16 protein-coding genes and 2 rRNA genes are annotated in these 18,561 nt (G+C 73.4%); 6 read left to right on the top strand and 12 right to left on the bottom strand.

Annotated elements, in window-relative coordinates:
* Positions 1-81 precede the first annotated feature (81 nt).
* On the bottom strand, positions 82-1,311 hold the full coding sequence (locus ACLJPL_RS27650) for an ROK family protein (RefSeq protein ID WP_411083654.1): 1,230 nt from the start codon (positions 1,309-1,311) through the stop codon (positions 82-84).
* Positions 1,312-1,874: 563 nt separating this feature from the next.
* Here ACLJPL_RS27650 and ACLJPL_RS27645 point away from each other — a divergent pair.
* Positions 1,875-2,855: a TauD/TfdA dioxygenase family protein gene (locus tag ACLJPL_RS27645; RefSeq protein WP_411083653.1), complete on the top strand. Its 981-nt coding sequence runs from the start codon at positions 1,875-1,877 to the stop codon at positions 2,853-2,855.
* A gap of 146 nt (positions 2,856-3,001) precedes the next feature.
* Complete coding sequence (locus ACLJPL_RS27640; protein WP_411083652.1) at positions 3,002-4,627, top strand: PucR family transcriptional regulator; 1,626 nt, start codon at positions 3,002-3,004, stop codon at positions 4,625-4,627.
* A 37-nt stretch (positions 4,628-4,664) separates the two neighbouring features.
* On the opposite strand, the gene ACLJPL_RS27635 is transcribed toward ACLJPL_RS27640, so the two are convergent.
* The 5 genes from ACLJPL_RS27635 to ACLJPL_RS27615 form a co-directional block, all read right to left on the bottom strand.
* A complete protein-coding gene (locus ACLJPL_RS27635; protein ID WP_411083651.1) occupies positions 4,665-5,762 on the bottom strand; it encodes a glycosyltransferase family 4 protein in 1,098 nt (365 codons plus the stop codon).
* 453 nt (positions 5,763-6,215) lie between these two features.
* Entirely contained in the window at positions 6,216-7,961 is a 1,746-nt protein-coding gene (gene recN / locus ACLJPL_RS27630; protein WP_411083650.1) for a DNA repair protein RecN, read from the bottom strand.
* 95 nt (positions 7,962-8,056) lie between these two features.
* On the bottom strand, positions 8,057-8,962 hold the full coding sequence (locus ACLJPL_RS27625; RefSeq protein WP_411083649.1) for an NAD kinase: 906 nt from the start codon (positions 8,960-8,962) through the stop codon (positions 8,057-8,059).
* The gene (locus tag ACLJPL_RS27620; RefSeq protein WP_411083648.1) at positions 8,959-9,774 is read right to left on the bottom strand and encodes a TlyA family RNA methyltransferase; all 816 of its coding nucleotides are present in this window, start codon (positions 9,772-9,774) and stop codon (positions 8,959-8,961) included. The genes ACLJPL_RS27625 and ACLJPL_RS27620 overlap by 4 nt, the downstream gene beginning before the upstream one ends.
* Before the next feature lie 7 nt (positions 9,775-9,781).
* The gene (locus tag ACLJPL_RS27615; protein ID WP_411083647.1) at positions 9,782-10,204 is read right to left on the bottom strand and encodes a hypothetical protein; all 423 of its coding nucleotides are present in this window, start codon (positions 10,202-10,204) and stop codon (positions 9,782-9,784) included.
* A 42-nt stretch (positions 10,205-10,246) separates the two neighbouring features.
* Between ACLJPL_RS27615 and ACLJPL_RS27610 the strand changes: the two genes are divergently transcribed.
* Entirely contained in the window at positions 10,247-10,594 is a 348-nt protein-coding gene (locus ACLJPL_RS27610; RefSeq protein WP_411083646.1) for an SCP2 sterol-binding domain-containing protein, read from the top strand.
* A 22-nt stretch (positions 10,595-10,616) separates the two neighbouring features.
* Here the strand turns inward: ACLJPL_RS27610 and ACLJPL_RS27605 are convergent, their stop codons facing one another.
* On the bottom strand, positions 10,617-11,303 hold the full coding sequence (locus ACLJPL_RS27605; protein WP_411083645.1) for a helix-turn-helix domain-containing protein: 687 nt from the start codon (positions 11,301-11,303) through the stop codon (positions 10,617-10,619).
* Positions 11,304-11,366: 63 nt separating this feature from the next.
* On the opposite strand from ACLJPL_RS27605, the gene ACLJPL_RS27600 reads away from it, so the two are divergent.
* Positions 11,367-12,170, top strand: coding sequence for an NAD(P)H-binding protein (locus ACLJPL_RS27600; RefSeq protein ID WP_411083644.1), 804 nt, complete (start codon positions 11,367-11,369; stop codon positions 12,168-12,170).
* A 63-nt stretch (positions 12,171-12,233) separates the two neighbouring features.
* On the opposite strand, the gene ACLJPL_RS27595 is transcribed toward ACLJPL_RS27600, so the two are convergent.
* Together ACLJPL_RS27595 and ACLJPL_RS27590 are read right to left on the bottom strand one after the other, a co-directional pair.
* On the bottom strand, positions 12,234-13,067 hold the full coding sequence (locus tag ACLJPL_RS27595; RefSeq protein ID WP_411083643.1) for an ABC transporter ATP-binding protein: 834 nt from the start codon (positions 13,065-13,067) through the stop codon (positions 12,234-12,236).
* 273 nt (positions 13,068-13,340) lie between these two features.
* Positions 13,341-14,384, bottom strand: coding sequence for an HAD-IIA family hydrolase (locus tag ACLJPL_RS27590; protein WP_411083642.1), 1,044 nt, complete (start codon positions 14,382-14,384; stop codon positions 13,341-13,343).
* A 71-nt stretch (positions 14,385-14,455) separates the two neighbouring features.
* On the opposite strand from ACLJPL_RS27590, the gene ACLJPL_RS27585 reads away from it, so the two are divergent.
* Entirely contained in the window at positions 14,456-15,736 is a 1,281-nt protein-coding gene (locus tag ACLJPL_RS27585) for a DUF1015 family protein (RefSeq protein ID WP_411083641.1), read from the top strand.
* A gap of 94 nt (positions 15,737-15,830) precedes the next feature.
* Here ACLJPL_RS27585 and ACLJPL_RS27580 read toward each other — a convergent pair whose 3' ends face one another.
* Positions 15,831-16,604, bottom strand: a complete 774-nt coding sequence (locus tag ACLJPL_RS27580) for a tetratricopeptide repeat protein (RefSeq protein ID WP_411083640.1) — start codon at positions 16,602-16,604, stop codon at positions 15,831-15,833.
* Between the two features lie 30 nt (positions 16,605-16,634).
* Between ACLJPL_RS27580 and ACLJPL_RS27575 the strand changes: the two genes are divergently transcribed.
* Positions 16,635-18,200, top strand: coding sequence for a hypothetical protein (locus ACLJPL_RS27575; protein WP_411083639.1), 1,566 nt, complete (start codon positions 16,635-16,637; stop codon positions 18,198-18,200).
* Between the two features lie 29 nt (positions 18,201-18,229).
* On the opposite strand, the gene rrf is transcribed toward ACLJPL_RS27575, so the two are convergent.
* Together rrf and ACLJPL_RS27565 are read right to left on the bottom strand one after the other, a co-directional pair.
* Positions 18,230-18,346 (bottom strand): 5S ribosomal RNA (gene rrf / locus ACLJPL_RS27570).
* A gap of 111 nt (positions 18,347-18,457) precedes the next feature.
* Positions 18,458-18,561: ribosomal RNA gene (locus ACLJPL_RS27565) — 23S ribosomal RNA — on the bottom strand; the annotation flags it as partial.

Genomic DNA, 18,561 nt, shown 5'->3' with positions numbered 1-18,561 from the left:
ATATGACAGTGGCTTCGCCGGGCGGTCAACCTGGTCTGTCCGGATCTTGGTACGAAAACACCTCCTGCCCCATACGCGCGGCTATCGCTGAGAGGCCGCCAAAGGGCTCCTGAACAGGGGATTCAGCGCAATGGTGCCCCCGGCGACGGGCAGCACGGTCATTCCGGCATGCGGACTGACGATGCGTTCGGGGTCCCCGCAGACATGGGAGAGGTCGACCGCGGCCCCCCTGATCTCCTCCAGGTACTCCGGATTGAGGATGCTGGAGTGCTCGGTGACCACGACCAGGTCCGGGTTGAGCACATCGAGCAGCAGGGCGGTGGCCCGGCCGACCGCCCGGGCCCGCTCCCGCAGCAGCCGGTCCGCCCGCCGGTCCCCGGCCGCCGCCGCGTCCACCAGCAGGAACACATCGGCCTCGGGCAGGATCCCGCGCCGCACGGCGGTCCGGGCGACGGCCATGTTGGACGCCGTCGCCTCCAGGCAGCCGGTCCGCCCGCACGGGCAGGTGACCGTGGAGTCCGGTACGGGGAGGTGGGCGACGTCCCCCGCGCCGGAACCCGGCCCCTGGTGGACCACCCCGGCGATGCCGAGGGCCGCGTCGACCACGTTGCCGATGAAGAGGTGGACCAGGCTGCGGCGGGCGGCGGACCGGCCGAAGAGGATCTCGGACTGGGCGATGGCGCGGGCGTGGTTGTCGATGCGTACGTCGATTCCGCCGAGGCCCCGGGAGAGTTCGGCGGCGAGCGGCCGATGGTGCCAGCCGAGCGTGTCGTGCCGCACCGCCGTCCCGAGTGCGGGGTCCACCCACCCGCCGAGCGCGGCCCCGACCCCCAGGAGGCGGTGGTCCCCGGTGGTGTCGGCGAGGAAGTCGCGCAGCCCGGCGACGACCTGGCGCGAGAGGTCCTGGGGGGCGATGCCGTCGTGCGGGAACGTGCGGCGGGCCAGCAGCCGGCCGCGTAGATCCAGCAGGCCGAACGTGGAGCCGGGCACCCCGATGTGCACCCCGCCCGCCACCGGGCCGTCGCTCTCCCCGGTGTGCAGGTCGACCGGGATCTGGGGTCTGCCGACCCCGTTGCTCTCCACCCGTTCGGGCAGTTCGCGGACCAGGCCGAGGCGGACGAGGTCGACGCACTGGCGCGATACGGCGGCGGGGCTGAGGCCGGAGAGCTGGGCGATCGACCTGCGGGCGACGGGCCCGTGGTCGAGCACCGCGCGCAGCACCGTCGCGGCGTTGGCCTCGCGCCGGCCGTCGCCGGTGGCCCGGGGCGACGGGGCGGTGATCGTCCGAGGGAGCTGGGGGGCGGCGGTCATGGAGCCTTCCTTCGGTCCTGCGCCACGGGGGCACTCGCAACGTTACGGCGGCGTGAAATCGCGCCGGGGCCCGCGCCCGGCGGCCGGGCGGGGTGGCCGAACTGTCCGGGACCGCAGGGAAAACCGCTGCTCAGAGGCGGTCTGACGGTGCGTTGCCGGACAGCGGCCGGGCCGTGCGCAAGCGCCGATTCAACCACCGTTGGACACCTCGCGGGGCACGGACGGGTGCTTGACGTACGCCGAGGGGCGCTGGAATTCTCCGGGGCATGTTCGCGACGGCCGTTTCCGACGCGCGGCCCGCCCACGCCGGCCGCGCCGCAGCAGCGCCCGGGTGTCCGCGCCGCTGTACCGCCGCCTGACCGGTCGCTTCTCCGGCCGCGCGGGCCCGCCGCCGCCCGGTGGCGCACCGATTCACCGCCGTATGACGGCTCCACCACTCCTCCCATCGGCCTCCGGCCCCTGCCGCATCCCTGGTTCTTCAGCCGGGGCTGCTTTCCGCTCGAATTAATTCCTCTCCAAGATTAATCAAGGGATTGGTCTTGGGACCCGAAAGGAACCCCACCATGTCCTCGGCAACCACCGCCCCCGCCGACACGTCCGCCGACCCCGCCGACACGTCCGCCCCTTCCACCCTCACCGTCCAGAAGGTCGGCGGCCGGCTCGGCGCCGTGATCTCCGGCGTACGTCTCGGCGGCGACCTCTCCCCCGAGACCGTCGCCGGAATCCGGGCGGCGCTCCTCGCCAACAAGGTCGTCTTCTTCCGCGGCCAGGACCACCTGGACGAGGACAGCCACGAGGCGTTCGGCAAACTGCTCGGCACCCCGGTCGCCCACCCCACCGTGCCGTCAGCGGACGGCCGTTACTCCCTCGGCATCGACTCCGACCACGGCGGCCGGGCCAACCAGTGGCACACCGACGTCACCTTCGTGCCCGCCTACCCGGCCTTCTCCATCCTGCGCGGCATCGTCATCCCGCCCTACGGCGGCAACACCCTGTGGGCCAACACCGCCACCGCCTACGACGGGCTCCCCGAGCCGCTGCGGGTGCTGGCCGACTCCCTGCGCGCCGTCCACTCCAACGACTACGACTACGCGGCGCTGCGCCCGCAGGCCCTGCCCGAGGCGCTGAAGCAGTACAAGAAGGTGTTCACCTCGACGAAGTTCCTCACCGAGCACCCGGTGGTGCGCGTGCACCCCGAGACCGGTGAGCGCACCCTGCTGCTGGGCAACTTCGTGCAGCGGATCGCGGGCCTGACGGGCCGCGACTCCCGTACGCTCCTGGATCTGTTCCAGTCGCACATCGAGCGCCCGGAGAACACCGTGCGCTGGCAGTGGCAGGTGGGCGACGTCGCGATCTGGGACAACCGCGCCACCCAGCACTACGGGGTGGACGACTCCGACGCCCATGAGCGCAAGCTCCGCCGCGTCACCATCGACGGGGACGTGCCGGTGGGCGTCGACGGCCGCTCCTCCACGCTGATCTCCCCCGAGGAGGTCCCCGACCCGTCCTTCGGCATCCCGTCCGGAGCGTCCACGACGGCCTGAGCTCGGCCGCCGGCACTTCGAGGCGGCCTGAGCGCAGTCGTCCCGCCTCCCCTGCCATGCGCACCCCGCGCCCCGGGCGGTAGCGTCCTGAACAGGACGACCGCCCGGGGTACGGGCGCGGAACAAGGGGAAAGCGGGCCGGGTACGTGGAGAGCCACAGCGGAATCACCGTGCAGCGGGCACTGGAGCTGCCGGGGCTGCGCGCGGGCCTCCCGGAGGTGGTGGCCGGCGCGGACCGGCTGAGCCGTACGGTGCGCTGGGTGCACGCGGGCGAGGTCCCCAACATCGCCTCCCTGCTCAAGGGCGGCGAGCTGCTCCTCACCACCGGTCTGGGCCTCGGCACCCGCCCCGCCGAGCAGCGCGCGTTCGTCCGCCGCCTGGCCGACCGGGGCATCTCCGCCCTGGTGGTGGAGCTCGGCCCGCGCTTCAGCAGGCTGCCCGCCTCCATCGTGGACGCCGCCCGCGCGGCCGGGCTGCCGCTGGTGCAGCTCCACCGCGAGGTGCCGTTCGTCGCGGTGACCGAGGAGGTGCACACCGAGATCGTCAACGGGCACTACGCCCTGCTCCAGCAGGCGGAGGAGGTGCACCGCCGCGCCACCCGGGCGCTGCTGGACGGCGGCGGGGTGCCGCAGGTCCTCGGCATCCTCGCCGACTTCACCGCCAACCCGGTCTTCCTGGAGACGCCGGACGGGCAGCTCCTGTACGCGGCGTCCACCGGCACGGGTCCGGTGGGCGCGGACCCGCTCCAGGTCTGGGAGGGCATGCGCGGCGACCGGGCGGCCCGGGAGTCCCCGCCGGTGGGCGCGGTCCTGGTGGACGTGCCGGGCGGCGGTCCGGACACCGGCGCCGTACGGGCCCGGCTGGTGCTGCTCGCCGTCTCGGGCCCGCTGGCGACCGTGCACCGGATGGCGGCGGAACGGGCGGCGGGCCTCCTCGCGGTGGTCCTGATGCAGGCCCGGCAGGAGGAGGAGCTGGCGGCGCGCGGCCGGGGCGACTTCCTCACCGACCTCGCGGAGGGCCGGATCACCCCGGAGGACGCCCCCGCACAGGCGCGGGTGCTCGACTTCCGGCCCGGGGACACCCCGCTGCTCCCGGTCGTGATGCGACTGGCCCCCGAGCTGTCCCCCTCGGGCAACTGGGCGCTGCTGGCCCGCGCGGTCCTGGAGGAGCTGGCCTCGGTCGGCGTGCCGGTGCTGCTGGGCGTACGGCCGGTGGAGGGGCGGGTTCCGCTGCTGCTCGGGCTGCGTTCGGAGGGCGAGCGCACGGCGGTCGCGGACCGGGTGGCGGCGGCGCTGCGGGCGGGCGTGGGGCGGGCCGGCCTCGACCGCGCAGGGTCGCAGCCGCCGGTGGTCGTGGTCGGCGTCGCCGGAAGCTGGGCGGCGGCGGGCGCGGGGCTGCGGCACGCCTCGGAGACCGCGACGGCGGCGCAGGGGCTGGACGACCGGCCCTGGTACGACGCCCGGCGGCTCGACATCGACCTGCTGCTGTGGCGGCTGCGGGACCACCCGGACCTGGCGGCGTTCGTGAACCGGGCGATCGGTCCGCTGCGCGAGCACGACCGCACCTCGCGCCCGCCGCTGCTGCCGACGCTCCAGGCGTATCTGGCGCACGCGGGCCGCAAGGCGGAGACGGCTCGCGAGCTGCACCTCAACCGCCAGACGCTCTATAATCGGCTGGCCAGGATCGGCGAGCTGCTGGGCACAGACCTGGACGACCCGCAGACGGTCCTGGCCCTCAGCCTGGCGCTGCGGGCCCGCCGCCACACGGCCTGAGAGCCGGTTTCGGCCCGCCGCACCACGGCGACTCCCGTCAGCGACCGCGCCCCGGGGCCAGCGGCTGCGCCAACTCGTCGTACACGCTGAGCACATGGGCGATGGTGTCGTCCTCGGTCGGCCAACTCGCCGCCTGCGCCCGCCCGGACCCGGCCAGCTCCGCGCACCGCTCGGGGTCGCCCAGCAGCCGGACGACCGTGCGGGCGAGCGCCTCGGCGTTGCCGTACGGCACCAGTTCGGCGGCCCTGCCCACCAGTTCGGGCATGCCGCCGGCCTCGGTCGCCACCAGCGGGACCCCCAGCCGGAGCGCCTGCTGGGCCGGCAGGGAGCGGCCCTCCCAGCGGCTGGGCAGCACGGCCAGGTCGGCGGCGGCGAGCAGGTCACCGACGTCCTCCCGGCTCCCGATCAGCCGTACGGGCAACTCCTCGGCCCTGATGCGCTGTTGCAGGGCATCGCGGTCGCGCCCCTCCCCCGCGACGACGAGCAGGGGCGCGGGGTCGAGGCCGCGCCAGTGGCGGGCCGCGTCCAGCAGGGCGCCGAAGCCGTGGTGCGGTACGAGGTTGCCGACAGCCATGAGCAACGGCCGCCCGACCGCGCCCAGTTCGGCCCGCACCTTGTCGCTGTGCACGGCGCCGGCGGACCGGGGGGCCGGCGCGGCGACCGGGGCGAGCCGCGCGTCCCGGGCCCCCCGGCCCCGCGCCCGGTCCACCAGGTCGGACGAGGGGGCGAGGACGACGGCGGCCGCCCGTACGGCTCTTCGCTCCAGCAGGTGCAGGATCTGCCGGCGGGCCCCTTCGGCGTACCGGCGGGTGTGCCAGGTCATCACCAGCGGCACGGTCCGGCCGCTGAGGGCGAGGGCGGTGCGGGCGGCGGCGTGCAGCCCGTGGGCGTGGACCACGTCGGCCCCCGCGCAGGCGGCCCGCAGCGCGGCGACGGCGGCCGGGTCGCTGCGCCGGGGCACCGGCAGGAACCGGGCCCCGGCCGCCGTGAAGTCGTAGGCGTCGTCCACCGCCGGCGGGGCGCAGACGGTGACCTGGAGTCCGCGCGCCACGAGCCCGGCGGCCAGCGAACTGACGTGCGTGCTGCTGCCCGCACTGCCGCCGCCCAGGACTTGGACCGTACGCAGCTGTGACACGTTGATTGGCTCCCGGGGTCCCCGAGTCGGCGGTAAGTACAGCGCCAAGGATGCCAGTCCGTACGCGCGTTCCGGCACTGCCGGAACGTTGCTGCCCGACACGCGGCGACAACCGACCACACGGCACCACTCTTACAGGTGAACCCAAGGGCGCGAAGTTGCCACGACCGGTGCCCCCACTCAGCCCCCGCACCGGCGTTTCCGTTCAGCTCCCGCACCGGCGTTTCCGCTCGGCTCCCCCGCACCGGCGTTTCTCCTCAGTTCCCCGCGACGGCCCCGCTCAGCACCCCGCGTCAGCGTTCCCGCCCAGCTCCCCGCACCGGCGTTGCCGCCCAACTCCCCGGAGCCCGCGCGGCCCGGGCGGGCCCCACGGCCCCGTGCGGCCCGCACGGCCCCGCGACACCCGCACGGGCCCGGGCCGGGAGACACCCCCGCCCGGACCCGTACACATCCTCATCCGCCCTTGCGGGCCGTCTCCAGCAACTCTTCGGCATGGGCGCGGGCCGTCTCGGAGTCCTCCTGGCCGGCCAGCATCCGGGACAGCTCCCGGACCCGGTCCTCGCCCTCCAGGACGGTGACCCCGGACCGGGTCACCGAGCCGTCCACGGTCTTCTCGACCAGCAGTTGCCGGTCGGCGAAGGCCGCCACCTGCGGCAGGTGCGTCACGACGACCACCTGGGCGGACCGGGCGAGCTTGGCGAGCCGCCGTCCGACCTCGACCGCCGCCTTGCCGCCGACGCCCGCGTCGACCTCGTCGAAGAGGTACGTGGGCACGGGGTCGGAGCCCGCGAAGACGACCTCCACCGCGAGCATCACCCGGGACAGCTCACCGCCCGACGCGCCCTTGGCGATCGGCCGGGGCTGGGCCCCCGGATGCGGGGCGAGCAGGAGTTCGACCTCGTCCGCGCCCGAAGGGCCGTACACGACGCTCCGTCCGCCGATGTCGATGCCGGACGCCTCGTCGGACGCCTCGGTCTGCCGGATGGCGAAGGAGACCCGGGCGTGCGGCATGGCGAGCGAGGCCAGCTCCTCCGTCACCGCCTCCGCGAACCGGGCGGCGGCCTCCGTACGGGCATCGGTCAACGCCTGTCCGAGAGCGGAGAGTTCGTCCCGCAGCGCGTCCCGCTCGGCCGTCAGCTCGCCGATCCGGTCGTCGTCGCCCTCCAGCTCGGTGAGCCGGCCCGCGCCCTCCTGGGCCCAGGCGAGCACGGCCGCGATGTCCTCGCCGTACTTCCGGGTCAGGGTGGTGAGCGCGGCCCGCCGCTCCTCCACGGCGGCCAGCCGCAGCGGATCGGCCTCCAGCTGGTCGGCGTACCCGGCCAGCTCGCCGGAGACGTCCGCGATCAGGATGGAGATCTCCCCGATCCGGTCGGCCAGCGCGGCCAGCGCCGGGTCGTGGGCCCGCACCGCCTCCAGGGCCTGCCCGGCGGCGGCGACCACCGTCGTCGCGTCGACGCTCTCCGGGTCCTCGGGGTTCCCCGCCAGCGCGGTGTGCGCGAGGGACGCGGCGGAGGCCAGGGCCTCCGCGTGCCCGAGCCGTTCCGCCTCGGCGGCCAGCTCGGCGTCCTCCCCCGGCAACGGCTCGACGGCGGCGACCTCGTTCAGCCCGAAGCGCAGCAGATCCGCCTCCTGGGCCCGCTCCCGCGCCCGGGTGGTCAGCTCCTCCAGCTCGGTGGCGACGGCGCGCAGCCGCCGGTAGGCCGCCGCGTACTTCGCGTGCGGGACCTCCACGCCGTCCCCGGCGTACCGGTCGAGCGCCTGCCGCTGTCGCGCGGGCTTCAGCAGCCCCTGCTGGTCGGTCTGCCCGTGCACGGCCACCAGCTCGTCCGCCAGCTCGGTGAGGACCCCCACCGGCACGGATCTGCCGCCGAGATGGGCCCGTGAGCGTCCCTCCGCCGAAACGGTACGGCTGATGAGCAGCGCACCGTCCTCGATCTCCGCCCCGGCCTCCTCGGCCCGCAGCGCCGCCGCGTCGCCCTCGGACACCGTGATCCTGCCCTCGACGACCGCGGCCTTGGCCCCGACCCGTACGAGGGCGGGGTCGGCGCGCCCGCCGAGCAGCAGCCCGAGACTCGTGACGACCATGGTCTTGCCCGCGCCGGTCTCACCCGTCACCGCGGTGAAACCGGGTGACAGCTCCACCACCGCGTCGTCGATGACTCCGAGCGACCGTATCCGCATCTCCTCCAGCACGGACATGACCTTACGAGGTTCCGAGGCGCACGCGCGACGGCCCCCGCCCCCGGATTCACTCTCCCGGGGATCACGGAGGCCGTGGGACGCCGTCGAGGCGGTCAGTGGGGCGCGCCCCGCCACCCCGAGACGGGCAGCGCGAACTTGGCCACCAGCCGGTCCGTGAACGATGCCTGGTGCAGCCGCGCCAGCCGTACGGGCACCGCCCCGCGCCGCACCTCGACCCGGGCGCCGGCGGGCAGCTCCACGGTCCGCCGCCCGTCGCACCACAGCACCCCGTGCGGGGTGTGCGGCTGGACCTCCACGGCGAGCACGGACGTGGGCGAGGTCACCAGCGGCTTGGCGAACAGGGCGTGGGCGCTGATCGGGACCATCAGCAGCGCCTCCACCTCCGGCCAGACCACGGGCCCGCCCGCCGAGAAGGCGTACGCGGTCGAACCGGTCGGCGTCGCGCAGACGATCCCGTCGCAGCCGAACCCGGTGACCGGCCGCCCGTCGATCTCCAGGACGACTTCGAGCATCCGCTCGGGCGACACCTTCTGCACGGCCGCCTCGTTGAGCGCCCAGTCGGTGTGGACGACGTCGCCGTTGCTGTGCACGACGACGTCGATGGTCATGCGCTCCTCGACGTCGTAGTCGCGGGTGACGACCCGGGAGACCACCTTGTCGAGGTCGTCGCGCTCGGCCTCGGCGAGGAAGCCGACGCGCCCCAGGTTGACGCCGAGCATCGGCACCCCGGAGGCGCGGGAGAACTCCGCACCCCGCAGCAGGGTCCCGTCACCGCCGAGGACGATCAGCAGCTCGCAGCCGTCCACGGCGGCGGGCGAGGTGTCGGTGACGGTCTCCACGGTGTCCGGGAGCGGCAGATCGGCCGCCTCGGTCGCCAGGACCCGCACACCGAGCCCGTTGCGCAGGAGCCCCTGGACGACGAGCTCCGCGCTGCGGATCGCGGCCGGGCGGCCGGTGTGCGCCAAAAGAAAGACTGTTCGTGCCGCATTCGTCGTCAACGAGGCCCCTCCGCCACTGCACGGTCGACATCCGCGGGATCCAGCTCAGGTGCGCCGGCCCGCAGCCACAGAAAGTATTCGACATTCCCCGAGGGTCCGGGCAGCGGACTGGCCGTGACCCCCCGCACTCCGAGGCCGAGACCCCACGCCCGGCGCGCCACTTCGCGTACCGCCTCGGCGCGCAGCTCCGTACTCCGCACCACCCCGCCGCTGCCGAGCCGCTCCTTGCCCACCTCGAACTGCGGTTTCACCATGAGGACCAGGTCCGCGTCGGGCGCGGCGCACCGGGCGAGGGCGGGCAGGACGAGCCCGAGCGGGATGAAGGACAGGTCCCCCACCACCAGGCCGACCGCCTCTCCGTCGAGGTCCGCCAAGGTCAACTCCCGTACGTTGGTACGGTCCTTGACGACGACCCGTTCATCCGACCGGAGCGACCAGGCGAGCTGCCCGTAGCCGACGTCGACGGCGACGACCTGCCGGGCTCCGGCCCGCAGCAGGACGTCGGTGAAGCCGCCGGTCGAGGCCCCGGCGTCCAGCGCCCGCCGCCCTTCGACGGCCAGCCCGAGCGGGACGAAGGCGGCGAGCGCCCCGGCCAGCTTGTGGCCGCCGCGCGAGACGTACTCGGGGTCGTCGTCGTCCTTGGTGACGACGATCGCGGCGGCCGTCTCGACCTGGGTGGCGGGTTTGGTCGCGGTCGTGCGGCCTACGGTGACCCGCCCGGCGGCGATCAGCTGACTCGCGTGCTCGCGCGAGCGGGCGAGCTTGCGGCGTACCAGCTCGGCGTCGAGGCGGCGACGTGCCACTCCTGCCACGTTCGGTTCAGCTCCTGTGGTCGTGCGTGTCGTACGAAGGGTCGTGCGGGTGGTGCGGGTGGTGCGAGGACATCGGCGTGGGTACGGGCCTGGGCCCGGGTGCGGCGGCCGGACGGGAGTCCAGCGAGGTCAGCGCGTCCTTGAGGCCGCGGTGTACATCCTCGTACACCTCGATGTGCCCGTCCGCCGCGAGGTGGTCCGCGTCGGCCAGGCGCTCCAGCGGGCCGTCGACCTCGGGCCGGCCGGTGGGGGTGCGCTCGACGCCCAGGGGCGCGGGCCCGGCGGGCTCGAAGGAGGGCGCGTCGGCGCGCGCACCGGCGCTCCCGCCGTCCGCCCCAGGCCCCTCTCCCGGCAGGTCCGGCTTCCCGGTCACCGGCTCCCCGGGCGTGCTCGCGGGGGCCGTATCCGCCTCCGGCATCCAGTCGCTCATGCCGAAACGCTACCGCGACGGGCCGGTGTACCGTCGAGCACGATGGCGACCATGGCGGAGTGCCGCAGCGCACTGAGAAGACTTTCCGACAACCTCGCGGCGGCCGAGGGCGACGTGCGCGGCGCCGCGTCCCTCGACCGCTCGCTGAGCTGTCACATCAAGGACCTCGACATCACGTTCACCGGCCGCCTGGCCGATGGCCGGATCCAGGTGCGGGACACGCTCGAGGGGCCGCCCCGCGAGAAGGCGGAGATCAGGCTGGCGATGACGAGCGACGACCTGGTGGCCCTGGTGGACGGCGACCTGAACTTCGCGAAGGCGTGGGCCTCGGGGCGCGTACGTCTGGAGGCGGGCTTCCGGGACCTGCTGAAACTGAGGTCACTGCTCTGAGGGTTCGTCCGACCCTCCCTGTTCAGGCGCCGCACGGAGTCGCCGCCGGACGCCGCCCCGCCGTGAACGCGGCCGGCGGGACGCCCATGAAGTGGCGGAACTCGGCCGTCATATGGGACTGGTCGTAGTAGCCCGCCGTCGCGGCGACGTCCGACCAGTGACCGGCGTCGGCCGCGAGCACCGTGCGGACGCGGTCGATGCGGGCGAAGTGCTTGGGCGACAGGCCGGTGCCGGCGGTGAACAGGGTGTGCAGGCGGCGCTCACTGATGTGCAACCGGGCCGCGGTCGTGGCGACGGTCGCACCGGCCAGCAGGCGCACCGCCTCTTCGAGCCGTCCCGAGGGCTCCGGCCGGTCGGCCAGCGCCTCTTCGAGAGCGGCGACCGGATCGGCGGCGAGCCGGTCGACGTCCAGACCCGGCAGCTCGCCGAGCGGCAGGACCCGGTCGGCGAGATCCCGCAGCGGACGGCCCAGTAGGACCTGGGCACGCCCCGGCCGCATACGGACCCGCACGCACGAGTGGCTGGGCACGCCGACGTGATAGGCGGCCCGGGTGCGCGGGCCCATGACGATCAACTCCCGCTTGTCGCTGCGCAGGAGAAGCGTGGTGGCGTGATCGGGCACCTCGACCACCGCCGAACCGGACGCCGTGGCGACGTCGATTCCGGCGACCCAGCGCAGAAGAGCGGGCGACACGTCGAGAGGGCTCACGCGGTTCACGATAGTGCCGAAATCTCCTATCGGGCGGCGCGCGGGCGATGCGATCTTCGGGACATGATCCTTGTCACCGGTTCCACCGGCACCATCGGCAGTCACGTCGTCCGTCTGCTCACCGAACGGGGCGTGCCGTTCCGGGCGATGTCCCGCCGTCCGCGCCCCACAGGGGTGGTGGCCGACTTCGACGACCCGGCGTCGCTGGCGCGCGCGGTGGCCGGCGTCGACACGGTCTTCCTCCTGACCGTGCCGCCCGCCCCGACCGCCGACCACGACATCGCGCTGGTCACGGCCGCGCGGGCGGCCGGCGTACGCAAGGTCGTCAAGCTGTCCGCCATCGGCAGCGGCGAGCGGTTCCAGGGGGCGACGGTCGGGCACTGGCACGTGTCCGCCGAGCAGGCGATCGAGGCGAGCGGGCTCGCGTGGACGATGCTCCGCCCGCCGAGCTTCGCCTCGAACTTCCTGTGGCACCGGGCGCTGATCCAGGCGGGGGAGCCGATCCCGAACCTGACCGGCGACTCCCGGCAGGCCGTCGTCGACCCGAGGGACGTGGCGGCGGTCGCGGTGGCCGCCATGACCAGTGACGCGCACGACGGGCAGCGGTACGACCTGACCGGACCGGAGCTGCTGACGTTCGCCGACCAGGCGGCGATCCTGGAGCGCGTGCTGGAGCGGCCGGTGGAGATCACCGATTCGCCCGCGCTCGACCGGCTGCCGGCCGGGATGGCCACCGGCGTCGGCTGGGCGCGCTCCGGCGGTGCGGCTTACGTCACCGACCACGTACCGCGGGCGCTCGGCCGACCGGCGGGCGCCTTCGAGCAGTGGGCACGGGACCACCGGGAGGCGTTCACCGCGCGGCCGTAACCCGCATTCACCCGCCGAGAACACCCACCACCGTTCCGGGCGGCGGGCGCTCGGACCCGGGGCTCAGACAGCCACCGCGCCCTTGTCCACTCCTGCCCCCGCCGCCACCTTCCGCGCCTGGCGCGCCGCCGGCACGACGAGCGGCGTACCCGTCTCCGGATCGTCGATCACCTGGCACCGCATCCCGAAGACCCGCTGCACCAGATCGGCGTCGACCACGTCGGACGGCGCGCCCTCCGCGACGATCTCCCCGTCCCGCATCGCGATCAGGTGCGTGGCGTACCGCGCGGCGTGGTTCAGGTCGTGGAGTACGGCGACGAGCGTGCGCCCCTGCGTCTCGTGCAGCTCCGCGCACAGGTCGAGGACGTCGATCTGGTGCTGGATGTCGAGGTACGTCGTCGGCTCGTCGAGGAGCAGCAGCGGCGTCTGCTGGGCCAGGGCCATGGCGATCCAGACCCGCTGGCGCTGACCGCCGGACAGTTCGTCGACGTAACGGTCGGCCAGCGTGGCCACCCCGGTCGACTCCATGGACTCCTGGACCACCCGCTCGTCCTCCGGCGACCACTGCCGCAGCAGCCCCTGGTGGGGGTAGCGGCCCCGGGCGACGAGGTCGGCGACGGTGATGCCGTCGGGGGCTATGGAGGACTGCGGCAGCAGCCCCAGCGTCCGGGCGACCTTCTTCGCGGGCAGCTGGTGGATGACCTGCCCGTCCAGCAGCACCTGCCCCCGGCTCGGCTTCAGCATCCGGGCGAGGGCGCGCAGCAGGGTCGACTTGCCGCAGGCGTTGGGCCCGACGATCACCGTGAAGGAGTTGTCGGGGATCTCGACCGAGAGATCCTCGGTGATGATCCGCTGGTCGTAGCCGAGGGTCACCGATTCTGCGGTGAGGCGCTGCATGGTGGTACTCCCGGAGTCGATGGGATGGAGCGGCGCCGGGCACGGGCAGACCACCGACCAGCACCAAGTTAGGTTAGCCTATCTTCCTGCTGAAGCCATCGTCGTGGACCGTACGGCCCCACCTCAACAAGCAACGCGCAAAGCCACGATGAGGACCACCGGCCACGGCTGCGGACGCGTCAACGGCGACCGCTGCGAACACGTCAACGGCCATCGGCGCGGACACGCCCGGAGCCACCGTCGTACGCGCTCCCACGGCCACCGCCGTACCCGCTACAGCCCGAGTCCGGCGACAGCCTTCCCCGTGTCCAGCCCGCACACCCCGTCGCCGGCGAAGGTCCACGCGGCGGCGCAGAGCGCCCGCAGCCCGTCGAGCGGGTCCCCCTCCCCGTCCAGGACCAGTTCCGCGTCGTCGCGTACGGCGGCGGTCCAGCCGCCGCACCGGAAGGCGCCCGCCGGACCGCCCTGCGACGTGACCTCGGGCTGCCCGGTCAGCAGCCCTCGCAGGTCCCGGTCCACATAGGTCGGCCGGTGCTGCGGCGGGGCGGCGAGCAGCCGGGCGGCGTCGGTCACTCCGGTCAGCACCAGCAGCGAGTCCACGCCCCCGTTGAAGGCCCCCTCGATGTCCGTGTCCAGCCGGTCCCCGACGACGAGGGGCCGCCTCGCCCCGGTCCGCAGCACGGTCTCACGGTGCATCGGCGGCAACGGCTTCCCCGCGACCTGGGGTTCGGCGCCGGTGGCGATCCGTACGACCTCCACGGCCGCGCCGTTGCCCGGTGCGATGCCCCGGGCGCCCGGGATGGTCAGGTCGGTGTTGGACGCGTACCACGGCAGGCCGCGCGCGACGGCGTAACTCGCCTCGGCGAACCGCCCCCACGCCAGGTCCGGCCCGCCGTACCCCTGGACCACGGCCACCGGATCGTCGTCCGCCGACTCCACCGGGACGAGCCCGCGCTCCCGCAGGGCGACCCGCAGCCCTTCGCCGCCGACGACCAGGACCCGGGAGCCGGAGGGCAGCTGATCGGCCATCAGCCGGGCGACGGCCTGCGCCGAGGTGATCACGTCGGCGGGCCCGGCGGGCACCCCGAGCTCCGTCAGGTGCTCCGCCACGGCGTCCGGCGTGCGCAGGGCGTTGTTGGTGACGTACGCGAGGTGCATCCCGCCGTCCCGCGCGGCGGTCAGCGACTCGACGGCGTGGACGATGGCCTCGCCGCCCGCGTACACCACCCCGTCCAGGTCGAGAAGAGCCGTGTCGTACGCCTCGCTCAGCGCCGCGCTGCTTCCCGCCGGCCGATACCTGTCCTGCTGCTGGCTCATATGGCTCTGCTCCTCGTTCGTGCCTCTCCCCCGATCATCGCGCATGTCCCGTGCACACATACGATGCTCAAATGAAGACTTCAGGTCCCGACGAGCAGGGGCTGCGGCTGATCCCGTTCCGCGGACTGCGTTACGTCCCCGAGCAGGTCGGCAGCCTGGCCGCGGTGACCTCGCCCCCGTACGACGTGGTCGTCAGGCCGGACGGTCTGCATCACCTGGAATCGGCGGACCCGCACAACATCGTGCGCCTCATCCTCCCCCAGGCGGACACCGCGGAGGACCGGCACCGGCAGGCGGCGCGGACGCTGGACCGCTGGCTCGCCGAGGGCGTCATCGCCCCGGATCCGGAGCCCGCGCTGTACGTCTACGAGCAGCGCAACGACACCATTCTCCAGCGCGGCCTGATCGGGGCCCTGGCGCTTTCCCCGGCGGCCGAAGGCATCGTGCTGCCACACGAGGACGTCATGGACGACGTGGTGGCGGACCGCGCGGAGCTGATGCGCACGATGCAGGCCCACCTGGAGCCGCTGCTGCTGACCTACCGGAGCGAGGGCGGAGCCCGGGAAGGCGCGGCGGCGGTCATCGAGCGCACGGCCGAGCGCGCCCCGCTGCTCGCCACGACGACGGAGGACGGGTTCCACCACCGCCTGTGGGCCGTCACCGACCCGGCCGAGCGCACCGAGATCGAGTCAGATCTCGCCCGGCACCAGGCCCTGATCGCGGACGGCCACCACCGCTGGGCCACCTACCTCCGGCTCCAGCGGGAACAGACCGCCCCCGGCCCGTGGGACTTCGGCCTGGTCCTCCTCGTCGACACGGCCCGCCACCCGCTCCAGGTCCGCGCGATCCACCGCCTCCTGCGCGGCCTGCCCGTCCCCCGGGCCCTCGACGCGCTGACCGGCCTCTTCCGCGTCCGCCCGGTCGACGGCCCGCTCCCCCTGGCCCTCGACGCCCTGGCCGACGCGGCGGCGGAGGGCAACGCCTTCCTCCTCGCGGGCGACGGCGGCTTCCACCTGGTGGACCGCCCGGACCCGGCCCTGCTGACCCGCACGATCCGGACGGACCGCCCCGAGGCGTGGCGCACCCTGGACGCGACGGTCCTCCACTCGGCGCTGCTCGACGACGTCTGGCAGATCCCGGACGCCCCCGAGCACATCGGGTACATCCACGACACCGCGGCAGCCGTGGAGCAGGCCGAACGCCTCGGCGGCACGGCGGTGCTGATGCACCCGGTACGCGAAGAGGTCGTCCGGGACCTGGCCAGGCAGGGCGTCACCATGCCCCGCAAGTCGACGTCCTTCGGCCCGAAGCCGGCGACGGGCCTGGTCATGCGCAGCCTCACCATCGACTGACGAAGCCCCGGAGAACAGGGCTCCGTAACAGACCCCGGACATGGAGAAGGGGCGGCACCCCGATGGAGTGCCGCCCCTTCTGCCACGTCAGCGCCTAGACCTTGGCCGCCCCGTCTTCTCCGGGACCGTCCTCGTCGACCTCGCCCTCTTCGCCGTCCTCATCGTCCGCGCGGTCCTCGTCACGGCCCTCGGCCGCGGCCTCGACGGATTCAGCGGCCGAGGACTTCACCGGCTCGTCGGCCTCGTCCTCACCGAGGGCGTCGACGAACTCGACACCGTCCAGCTCGGCCAGCCGGTCCGACGCGTCGGTCGAGCCGTCCTTGTCGGCCTCCAGGGCCTTGCCGAACCACTCACGCGCCTCGTCCTCGCGCCCCGCCTCGAGCAGCGCGTCCGCGTACGCGTAACGAAGGCGCGGCGTCCACGGCTGGATGGAGTTGGACGCGAGCTCGGGGCTCTGAAGCGTGACGATGGCGGCGTCGATCTGCCCCATGTCGCGCCGGGCCCCGGCAGCCACCAGCCGCATCTCGACCTGTCCGGCCTTGTCCAGCTTCTTCACCTCGGGCTCACCGGCCATGTCCATCGCCCGCTCGGGCCGCCCGAGCCCGCGCTCGCAGTCAGCCATGACGGGCCACAGGTCCACGGACCCGGTCATACGCCGGGACGCCCGGAACTCCGCGAGCGCCTCCGCGTACTTCTGCGTCGCGTAGGCCGCGAACCCCGCCGCTTCCCGCACCGCGGCGACCCGCGAGGCCAGTCGCAGAGCGATACGGGCGTACGCGTACGCCTCCTCCGGGTCCTCATCGATCAGCCGGGCCACCATGACGAGGTTGCGCGCGACATCCTCGGCAAGGGTCTTCGGCAGGCTCATGAGCTCCTGGCGTACGTCCTTGTCGATCTCGTGACCGGTGACGTCGTCGGGAATCGGAAGCCGCTTGATCGGCTCACGGTCCCGGTCGCGGTCGTCGCGCCCACGGAACCCGCCACGGTCCCGGTCGTCACGTTGCCCGCCCCGGTAACCACCACGGTCCCCGCCCCGGTCACGGTCCCGGTCGTCGCGGCGGAACCCGCCGCCGGTGCTGCCGCCACGGTTGTCATCACGCCGGAAGCCACCACCGGAGCCACCGCCACGGCTGTCATCGCGACGGAAGCCACCGCCGCTGGGACGGTCGTCATCACGACGCGGCCCACGCGGCCGGTCGTCACGACGCTCGAACCCGCCACCGCTCGGCCGACTGCCACGGCTGTCGTCGCGCTGCTGACCGCCGCGGTAACCACCACGGTCGTCATCACGACGCGGCCCACGGTCACGGTCCCGGTCGTCGCGGCGGAAGCCGCCGCCGGTGCTGCCGCCACGGTTGTCATCACGCCGGAAGCCACCGCCGGAGCCACCGCCCCGGTTGTCATCGCGACGGAACCCGCCGCCGCTGGGTCGGTCGTCGTCGCGACGGGGCCCACGCGGCCGGTCGTCACGACGCTCGAACCCGCCACCGCTCGGCCGGCCGCCACGGTCATCGTCACGGCGGAAGCCACCACCGGAACCGCCACCCCGGTTGTCATCACGGCGGAACCCACCACCGGAACCGCCGCCCCGGTTGTCGTCACGACGGAACCCACCGCCGGAACCGCCGCCACGATTGTCATCGCGACGGAAGCCACCACCGGCGCCACCGCCCCGGTTGTCATCACGACGGAACCCACCACCGCTGGGACGGTCGTCATCACGGCGCGGCCCACGCGGCCGATCATCACGACGCTCGAACCCACCACCAGCGGGCCGGCCTCCACGATCGTCACGGCGGAACCCGCCACCGGAGCCACCGCCGCGATTGTCATCACGACGGAACCCACCCCCGGCCTTGCCACCACGGTCGTCACGGGGGAACCCGCCACCGCTGGGACGGTCGTCGTCGCGACGGGGCCCACGCGGCCGGTCGTCACGACGCTCGAACCCTCCACCGCTCGGCCGGCCACCACGGTCATCGTCACGGCGGAAACCGCCACCGGAGCCACCGCCCCGGTTGTCGTCACGACGGAACCCTCCACCGGAACCGCCGCCACGATTGTCGTCACGCCGGAAGCCACCGCCGGAGTTACCTCCACGGTTGTCATCACGACGGAACCCACCACCGGAACTACCGCCCCGGTTGTCATCACGACGCGGCCCACGGTCCCGATCCCGGTCGTCGCGACGGAAGCCGCCACCGGTCGGCCAGCTGTCGTCACGGCGCGGGCCGCGGTCGTTGTCACGACGAGGTGCCGCGGAGCCGGACCGGTCGTCACGACCACCGCGGAAACCGCCCCGGTCACCACCGTCCCGGCGACGCGGCTCGCGCTCCGGACGATCGTCGGGAGAGTTGGTGGACATGGGTGTGACTCCTGTCTTCGGGTACCACAGACATTCTCGCGCAGCCGACCGTCCGACGCGCTTCGACGAAAAACAAAAGGACCCCTGGTCCCAGCGTGAACGCTGGGACCAGGGGTCCTTGAAAGATTGTTCGGCGGCGTCCTACTCTCCCACAGGGTCCCCCCTGCAGTACCATCGGCGCTGAAAGGCTTAGCTTCCGGGTTCGGAATGTAACCGGGCGTTTCCCTAACGCAATGACCACCGAAACCCTATCGGGTTCTAGCGAACAAGCACACTCTTCAATTAAGTAGTGAAACTGTTCAACCGGTGCGATAACTGTTCGCAACCCGGGAACAACACAGTGGACGCGAGCAACTGAGGACAAGCCCTCGGCCTATTAGTACCAGTCAGCTCCACCCGTTACCGGGCTTCCACATCTGGCCTATCAACCCAGTCGTCTACTGGGAGCCTTAACCAATCA

Origin of the sequence: Streptomyces sp. cmx-18-6 (assembly GCF_046548915.1) — a bacterium.
In the GTDB taxonomy this organism is placed as follows: Bacteria; Actinomycetota; Actinomycetes; order Streptomycetales; family Streptomycetaceae; genus Streptomyces.
This window is presented reverse-complemented; position numbering and strand designations above follow the sequence as displayed.